The sequence below is a fragment of the Paraburkholderia sp. genome, assembly GCF_049581445.1.
Lineage (GTDB): Bacteria > Pseudomonadota > Gammaproteobacteria > Burkholderiales > Burkholderiaceae > Paraburkholderia.
Genome location: NZ_JBAURZ010000204.1, coordinates 1 through 8,534, shown reverse-complemented (window position 1 = coordinate 8,534; position 8,534 = coordinate 1). Strand labels below are relative to the sequence as shown.

The following is an 8,534-nucleotide window of genomic DNA, read 5'->3' as shown; positions in this document are numbered from 1 at the left end:
CTTTTACTTCGTCAAACTGCCTAGGACACGCTGACGCTTACTCGACTTCGATCGTTTCCGAATTGCGCGGAGCCGGTTGTTCGTCGAACGTCAGTTGCACCTTGTCTTCCGCATCCACGTCCACCGTGACGCGGCCGCCGCTCATCAGCTTGCCGAACAGCAGTTCGTCTGCCAGCGCACGACGGATCGTGTCCTGGATCAGACGCTGCATCGGACGAGCGCCCATCAGCGGATCGAAGCCATGCTTGGCCAGATGCGCGCGCAGCGCGTCGGTGAAGAGTGCGTCGACCTTCTTCTCGTGCAACTGATCTTCCAGTTGCATCAGGAACTTGTCGACCACGCGCATGATGATTTCTTCATCAAGCGAGCGGAAGCTGATCGTTGCGTCCAGACGATTACGGAACTCAGGCGTGAACATACGCTTGATGTCGACCATTTCGTCGCCGGTTTCGCGGCGCGTGGTGAAGCCGATCACCGACTTGCCCATCGCCTCGGCACCCGCGTTCGTCGTCATGATGATGATGACGTTACGGAAATCCGCCTTGCGCCCGTTGTTGTCCGTCAGCGTGCCGTGGTCCATGACCTGCAGCAGCACGTTGTAGATGTCCGGATGCGCTTTCTCGATTTCGTCGAGCAGCAACACGCAATGCGGCTTTTTCGTCACGGCTTCCGTCAACAGACCGCCCTGATCGAACCCGACATAGCCCGGCGGCGCGCCGATCAACCGGCTTACCGCGTGACGCTCCATATACTCCGACATGTCGAAGCGGATCAGCTCGATACCCAGCGTGAACGCCAGTTGCTTCGCCACTTCAGTCTTGCCGACACCGGTCGGGCCGGAGAACAGGAACGCGCCAATCGGCTTGTCCAGCTTGCCGAGACCTGCACGCGCCATCTTGATAGCAGCCGACAGAGCGTCGATAGCCGGGTCTTGCCCGAACACCACGCTCTTCAGGTCGCGATCCAGCGTCTGCAGCTTGCTGCGGTCGTCTTGCGACACGCTTTGCGGCGGGACACGCGCGATCTTCGAGATGATTTCCTCGATCTCACCCTTGCCGATAGTCTTCTTCTGCTTCGACTTCGGCAGGATGCGTTGTGCCGCACCCGCTTCGTCGATCACGTCAATGGCCTTATCCGGCAAATGACGATCCGTGATGAAGCGCGCCGACAACTCAGCCGCCGCCGACAGCGCACCCGACGAGTACTTCACGCCATGGTGCTCTTCGAAACGCGACTTCAGCCCACGCAGGATCGCCACTGTCTGTTCGACGGTCGGCTCGGTCACATCGACCTTCTGGAACCGGCGTGACAGCGCCGCATCTTTTTCGAAGATGCCGCGGTACTCGGTGAACGTCGTAGCGCCGATGCACTTGAGCGTGCCCGACGACAGCGCCGGCTTGAGCAGATTCGACGCGTCCAGCGTGCCGCCCGACGCGGCGCCCGCGCCGATCAGCGTGTGAATTTCGTCGATGAACAGGATGGCGTGCGGACGTTCCTTCAGTTCCTTCAGGACCGTCTTCAGGCGCTGTTCAAAATCGCCGCGGTATTTGGTGCCGGCAAGCAAAGCGCCCATATCGAGCGAATACACCTGCGCGTCCGCCAGGATGTCCGGCACTTCGCCGCGCGTAATGCGCCAGGCGAGCCCTTCGGCAATCGCGGTTTTACCAACACCGGCCTCACCGACTAGCAGCGGATTGTTCTTGCGGCGACGGCACAGCACCTGCACCACACGCTCGACTTCCGACTCGCGTCCGATCAGCGGATCGATGCGGCCGTCTTTCGCCATCTGGTTCAGGTTCTGCGTGAATTGCGCGAGCGGCGTTTCCTTCTGCGCAGCGGCTTCGTCAGACTCGGCATTCGCATCGCTCGCCTTGGCGGCGTCGGTGCTGCTGGTCTTTGCAATGCCGTGCGAGATGAAGTTCACCACGTCCAGACGCGTCACGCCCTGCTGCTGCAGGTAGTACACCGCGTGCGAATCTTTTTCGCCGAAGATCGCCACCAGCACATTTGCGCCGGTAACTTCCTTCTTGCCATTCGAGGTCGACTGCACATGCATGATGGCGCGCTGGATCACGCGCTGGAAACCCAGCGTAGGCTGCGTGTCCACGTCGTCCGTGCCTGGCACGGTCGGCGTATTGTCATGAATGAAGTTGCGCAGGTTCTGGCGCAGATCCTCGATGTTGGCCGCGCATGCGCGCAACACCTCTGCGGCCGTCGGATTGTCCAACAGGGCCAGTAAAAGATGTTCGACCGTAATGAACTCGTGCCGCGCCTGGCGTGCTTCCATGAACGCCATGTGCAAGCTGACTTCCAGTTCCTGGGCAATCATGCTTCCTCCATCACACACTGCAGCGGATGCCCGGCCTGCCGTGCGTGGGTAACGACTTGCTCGACTTTGGTCGACGCGATGTCCCGCGTATAGACCCCACAAACTCCCCTACCTTCGCGATGCACCTTCAACATAATCTGTGTTGCGGTTTCACGATCTTTATTGAAATACTCTTGAACGATCATCACGACAAATTCCATTGGCGTGAAGTCGTCGTTCATTAGCACCACCTTGTACATGGCCGGCGGCTTCAGCTTTTTTTCCTGCCGCTCCAGTACGGTGCCGTCCTGCTTGTCCGGGATAATTGCCATACACCCATTCTAAACAACTCGGACAGGCCCGCAATCCTGTCAAAACCCGACCGGCTGGCCGGTGATCTGTTTCGCCTCCACATGACGCCACTGCCTGTCACGCGTGCGCCTTGCACAGAGCCGTTTGCGGAACCGGCCCTCCCAGTATGTCGTTGCTGCAGTTGCAGCGCAGTCGGAACGAGTATCGCACAACCTGCCGAAGCCGGTTGACACTGTGCAAAACCTTCAAGTGGCAAGACTTTCGCCTTTGCGTCCGGGGTAGCGACCCGCAAGGCAGCATGTGAGTCGATTATGCGACTTTTCAAGACCGGACGCTTGCGCCACCGCACATAAGAAAAGCGGTAAAAACCCTGGAAATGGGGTGTTTGCAACGCCAAAAGCCGCGTCTCAAAATTTTCTTGACACTCGAATAAAGAGCCTCAACAATCAAGCTGGCACTTTTTTCAGTCAGCCACATAATCGAAAAAATGCCGATGGTGAGCTTGTGAGAGGGAACGGCTGCATCGCGCGGTCGTGAAGCTTTTCGAGGGCTCGTGGTGGTGTCATGAGTTACAGGGGAAGTAGGTATGTCAACTGGTACGGTCAAATGGTTCAATGACGCGAAAGGTTTCGGATTCATTACGCCCGACGAAGGCGGTGAGGATCTGTTTGCACACTTTTCGGCCATCCAGATGAATGGGTTTAAAACCCTGAAGGAAGGTCAAAAGGTAAGCTTTGAGGTCGTGCAGGGCCCCAAAGGCAAGCAGGCATCGAACATCCAGGCCGCCGCCTGAGTCTGTTCGGTACCCGTACCCTGAAAACCCGGCCTCGTGCCGGGTTTCTTCATTCTGGGCGGCGATTGCGGACGCCGGTTCGCCGCCAGTGGCACAAACGCGTCAACCCTTGGGCCGCTGCGTCCAGCAGACTGCCCCAATCCGTGCCACTTGCGTAAACTGACAAGCGTCACCACACGACGACCTCAATTAGCGGGCGGTGCCGCCGTTCCATAGGCACCGCCCGCTCGCGCTCCGTCGATACAATAAGCGGGCGGCGCGTATTCGCTGGCCTGTTCCCTCAACTATCCACTTCCGCATCCTGAGGTACTACCGAATGCTGCATCGCCAGGCTGCGCGTCACGTCGCCCCGAAAAGTCGCGACTCCCTGGTGCGTAAAGTTCGACCTTGTATCGATGGCGGGCGTAACACCGATGTGCCCAATTCGCCGGCAGAACGCATAGTCCTCGGAAAGGTATTCGCGCGTCTGCGGATCGATCATCGTGTCGAAGAAGGCATAGTGAAACTGCGCCAGCTCTCCGGTGTCATGTTCGCCTCGCCCCTTGAGATGCGGCTGGCAGCGCAGTTCCGGGAAGCGTTCCATCAAGGCAAGAAACACCTCCCGCCTGATCAGCATGAATCCCGTTGGCGCATAGAGGACGTCGAGGAAGCCGTCGGCGTCGGGTTGCATGCGATCGGCACGCGCGACCGCAGGATACGAGGCGAAGCGGGCCTGAAACTCAGCCTTGGTCGTGCCGGCCGGCAAAGCTTCAGGCAAACCCGAGATCGGCCAGCCGTCGAGTTTCAGCGGATACACGCCCGCGGCCACAGGCCGGTTTGCGCGCAGCAACCGTACAACGTCGTCGCCCTTGAAGCCGATGTCGCCATCAATCCACATCAGATGTGTGAAGCGGCTGTCCGCAAGGAATTCCGCAACCATGGTGTTGCGCGCACGGGTGATCAGGCTGTCGAAACTGTTGAAGCACACCTGGAGGCCGAAGCCATCGCGCGACGCTGCGTCGTACAGGTCGAGCAAACCCAGTACATACTCAGTCGCCACTACGGCGCCGTAACTGGGAGTCGCGACATAAACGTTTGCATGGATTTTTTCTTCGGTCATGAGTCTCCCCCTCAATGCCGAAGCGCCTCGAGATGCCGCCGATCGGCATCGGTGAAGCGCCGGGCAAGGAACAAACTTATAGCAGAGGGGGCTTTTGCGACCTAGCGGCGCGAAGAAGGCGACACGCCTTCGCAGTCGTTATTGAGACGGCTTCGCCGGAAGCCGCCCAGCCATTCAGAATTGTTAAAGAAGTGTTTCGTCTCAATGGAGAGGCGTCGAGCCAGCCGCTATTCAGATAACGTCACCGCCCGATCAACGCGGATAGCCAAGGCCATGCGCGTCTTTGCGGGATAGCGCCGAAATCACCCATCGCGACCATTCGTCGCAGGTAAACCGGTAAATTAGGCGACCAAAGAAAGCGGCTAAAAACAGCCAAAGAAAAACCCCGGAGATCGTCAATCTACCGGGGTCGTTTGATCGGGTTCAGGCCACCGTGGGCAGCAATTACATATTTTCGATCATCACCTGCCCGAAGCCCGAGCACGATACCTGGGTCGCCCCTTCCATCAAGCGCGCGAAGTCGTACGTGACGCGCTTTTGCAGAATCGACGCTTCCATTGCCGAAATGATCATATCCGCCGCTTCGGTCCAGCCCATGTGACGGAGCATCATTTCCGCCGAAAGGATTTCCGAACCCGGATTCACGTAGTCCTTGCCCGCATACTTCGGCGCAGTGCCGTGCGTTGCCTCAAACATCGCAACCGAATCCGACAGATTCGCGCCCGGCGCGATGCCGATGCCCCCCACCTGCGCCGCGAGCGCGTCCGAGATGTAATCGCCGTTCAGGTTCAACGTCGCGATCACATCGTACTCAGCCGGACGCAGCAGGATCTGCTGCAGGAACGCATCGGCAATCACGTCCTTGACGATAATATCGTTGCCGGTCTTCGGGTTCTTGAACTTCATCCACGGGCCACCATCCACCAGTTCGGCGCCGAATTCCTTCTGCGCCAGCGCATACCCGTAGTCACGGAAGGCGCCTTCGGTGAACTTCATGATGTTGCCCTTGTGCACGAGCGTGAGCGAACGGCGATCGTTGTCGATGGTGTACTGCAAAGCCTTGCGTACGAGCCGCTCCGTGCCTTCCTTCGACACTGGCTTGACGCCGATTGCCGACGTGTCCGGAAAGCGGATCTTCTTCACGCCCATTTCTTCGCGCAAGAACTTGATAACCTTCTTCGCATCCTCCGATCCAGCGGCCCATTCGATACCCGCATAGATGTCTTCGGAGTTCTCACGGAAGATCACCATGTTGGTCTTTTCCGGCTCGCGCACCGGCGACGGCACGCCCTTGAAATACTGTACCGGCCGCAGACACACATACAGGTCGAGTTCCTGGCGCAAGGCGACGTTCAGCGAACGGATGCCACCGCCGACCGGCGTGGTCAGCGGCCCTTTGATCGAGACCACGTATTCCTTCACCACGTCGAGCGTTTCTTCCGGCAGCCAAACGTCCGGGCCATAGATCCGGGTGGCCTTCTCGCCGGCATACACTTCCATCCAGTGAATCTTCTTCTTGCCAGCGTAGGCTTTTTCAACTGCGGCATCGACGACCTTGATCATGACCGGCGTGATGTCGGTACCAGTGCCGTCACCTTCGATGAACGGAATGATCGGCTGATCGGAAACATTGAGCGAGTAGTCTGCGTTGACAGTGATTTTGTCTCCGCCCGTCGGAACCTTTATGTGCTGATACGGCATGATCGGACTCCAGTGATGGCTGCTAGTTGAAGCAGAGGGGAACTGCGAAACTGGGCGCTCTTTCTTACGCGCAATGCCAAACGCCTGCAAGCGACTGAGCGGCTATTCTAGCCCACACCGTGGGACACGCGCCCCGGCGGTGCGCCGCCTTGCGGGCCGCAATCGCCGCGGAGATTTCCGGTATTGCTGCTGAATGCGAAGACACCTCGCTCTTATGTCTTATATAAGACATAAGAGATGTCGCTGAAGATTATGCATTATTATCCCGCCATTTGCCACAGCACCGGCCCGGCGGACGTTGAGCGGCGCCAAGCGGCCCTGTCCTTTCGCCATCAGCCGGTTTCGCCGGATTATCCGCATGCGCCTCCTCGCTCTAAACAAGCCGTTCGGCACCATCTGCCAGTTCTCGCCGCACGAAACACGCGCATCGCTCGCGGACTGGGTCAAGGTGCCTGGCGTTTATCCAGCGGGCCGGCTTGACTCCGATAGTGAAGGTCTGCTGCTGCTCACCGACGACGGCGCCCTTCAGGCCCGCATCGCCGAACCTCGTCACAAACTCGTCAAACGTTATTGGGCGCAAGTCGAAGGCGCCCCCGACGCGGCAGCGCTCAAGCGACTCGCGAGCGGCGTCGACCTGGGCGACTATGTGACGCGCCCATGTCAGGCGAGCATCATCGAACCACCCGAGGCGCTATGGCCGCGGAATCCGCCGATCCGCTTTCGCGCCGCGATTCCCACCACCTGGATCGAGTTGGCGATCACCGAAGGCAAGAACCGCCAGGTTCGCCGCATGACGGCTGCTGTCGGATTCCCCACTCTGCGTCTCGCGCGCGTGGGAATCGGCGCACTCGACATCTTTGCGCTCGGCCTCGAACCCGGTGCGTCGCGCGAAGTGCCGGCACGTGCTCCCTGGGACGGTATGCCGTAACGCGATAACGCGCGCAATCATTGAATGCCGAACTGCTAAGCCGTTGTATCAGCAAGCATTTTCAATCTATGCAAATGCATTGCAAACGCCTGATTCGGCATCTCATGAATGTCAATAAAACGACGCATAAAAATTCCAGAAAAATTACGTCAACCATGCAGTGCGCTCACGCGTTATTCGACGCAGATGCCGACCAAAGCTATCCGGCATTCAGCCTTAAGGGCCTTTGTGCAAGCCGTTCTTGCGGTCAGTGCGGGGAGTCTGAGCGCTCGACAGACGTGTTGGAAATTTGTTCGACACGGCTGTCAACCGAAAGGTGGATGGCACGTTTACCGACATGACTCATACATAACCGGGTCATTTGGTTAATTAACTAAAGCTGAGGATTCACAAAATGAACAAACTGATCGCCGCTCTGGTCGCTGGCCTCTTCGCAACGGCAGCATTCGCACAAGCTTCGGCACCGATGGCAGCTTCGGCAGCACCGGCAGCAGCTTCGTCGGCAAAGAAGACCACGAAGAAGGCAACGCACAAGAAGTCGACCAAGAAGAAGGCAGCTGCAGCAGCCGCAGCTTCGGGCGCTTCGGAATAAGTTTGTTGTCGTAAAAACGCAGTCAAGAACTAGCAGCACTTGCCGTTCTTACGGCGTTGAAAGGCAGATCACCGCAAGGCGATCTGCCTTTTTGTTTTTGACGTGCGTTGACGCGCTCGCGTAACATTCGCGGATTAATTTCCTGCCAGGAGTCTTGCCGTGCGAATTTCCCTGCGCTCGTTAGTCGCGCGCTTTGCGTTTGCCGTAGCGTTGCCGTTGGCTGCCGCCTCGTTCATGCTCGCCCCCGTTGATAGCGCCTACGCGCAGCAGATGCCTCCCGGTGCGAAGCAGCCAGGCGAGTTTCCGCGCACGAAGCTGACGGTCGGCATGTTCGTCATCGACGCCGCGGTTGCGTCCACTGATCCGGATCGTGAGCAAGGTCTGATGTATCGCACGCAACTCGCGCCAAACGAAGGCATGCTGTTCGTGTTCCCCGAGAACGCAGTGCATTGCTTCTGGATGAAGAACACGCTGATTCCGCTGTCGATTGCGTTCATGCGTGCGGATGGCACGATCACGGATATCGACGAGATGGACGCCGAAACCACCAACAATCATTGCCCGCGCAACAACGGCGCGTACGCGCTGGAGATGAGCAAGGACTGGTTCGAGTCGAAGGGTATCAAGCCGGGCATGGTCATGCAGGGGCTACCGGCAGCTCAATAACCGCTGCTCGTCGACCTTGGCATAGCGCCTGACGCTTCCGGGGCTGACTGCGCATCACAGAGACGGGTGAGCGAGCCGCACGCGCTGCAACGCCGTGCCCGCCCCACCGCCGACACATCGCCGCCGCGCCCGCCC

At 58.7% G+C, this 8,534-nt stretch carries 8 protein-coding genes; 4 read left to right on the top strand and 4 right to left on the bottom strand.

Annotated features, from left to right (window positions below):
- Positions 1-37 precede the first annotated feature (37 nt).
- Positions 38-2,329, bottom strand: a complete 2,292-nt coding sequence (clpA, locus tag WCA85_RS18185) for an ATP-dependent Clp protease ATP-binding subunit ClpA (protein WP_424066268.1) — start codon at positions 2,327-2,329, stop codon at positions 38-40.
- Complete coding sequence (gene clpS / locus WCA85_RS18180; RefSeq protein WP_117335599.1) at positions 2,326-2,640, bottom strand: ATP-dependent Clp protease adapter ClpS; 315 nt, start codon at positions 2,638-2,640, stop codon at positions 2,326-2,328. The genes clpA and clpS overlap by 4 nt, the downstream gene beginning before the upstream one ends.
- 566 nt (positions 2,641-3,206) lie before the next feature.
- Between clpS and cspD the strand changes: the two genes are divergently transcribed.
- The gene (gene cspD / locus WCA85_RS18175) at positions 3,207-3,413 is read left to right on the top strand and encodes a cold shock domain-containing protein CspD (RefSeq protein ID WP_091011243.1); all 207 of its coding nucleotides are present in this window, start codon (positions 3,207-3,209) and stop codon (positions 3,411-3,413) included.
- A 280-nt stretch (positions 3,414-3,693) separates the two neighbouring features.
- On the opposite strand, the gene WCA85_RS18170 is transcribed toward cspD, so the two are convergent.
- Together WCA85_RS18170 and icd are read right to left on the bottom strand one after the other, a co-directional pair.
- On the bottom strand, positions 3,694-4,512 hold the full coding sequence (locus WCA85_RS18170) for a hypothetical protein (RefSeq protein WP_424066266.1): 819 nt from the start codon (positions 4,510-4,512) through the stop codon (positions 3,694-3,696).
- A 444-nt stretch (positions 4,513-4,956) separates the two neighbouring features.
- The gene (icd, locus tag WCA85_RS18165) at positions 4,957-6,213 is read right to left on the bottom strand and encodes an NADP-dependent isocitrate dehydrogenase (RefSeq protein ID WP_424066264.1); all 1,257 of its coding nucleotides are present in this window, start codon (positions 6,211-6,213) and stop codon (positions 4,957-4,959) included.
- Positions 6,214-6,571: 358 nt separating this feature from the next.
- Between icd and WCA85_RS18160 the strand changes: the two genes are divergently transcribed.
- From WCA85_RS18160 to WCA85_RS18150, 3 genes are all read left to right on the top strand, one after another.
- Positions 6,572-7,141 carry a pseudouridine synthase gene (locus WCA85_RS18160; RefSeq protein WP_424066262.1) on the top strand — a complete coding sequence of 190 codons (570 nt, stop codon included), beginning with the start codon at positions 6,572-6,574 and terminating at the stop codon, positions 7,139-7,141.
- A gap of 394 nt (positions 7,142-7,535) precedes the next feature.
- Positions 7,536-7,733, top strand: coding sequence for a hypothetical protein (locus tag WCA85_RS18155; RefSeq protein WP_424066260.1), 198 nt, complete (start codon positions 7,536-7,538; stop codon positions 7,731-7,733).
- Between the two features lie 159 nt (positions 7,734-7,892).
- Positions 7,893-8,399, top strand: coding sequence for a DUF192 domain-containing protein (locus tag WCA85_RS18150; RefSeq protein ID WP_424066258.1), 507 nt, complete (start codon positions 7,893-7,895; stop codon positions 8,397-8,399).
- Positions 8,400-8,534 lie beyond the last annotated feature (135 nt).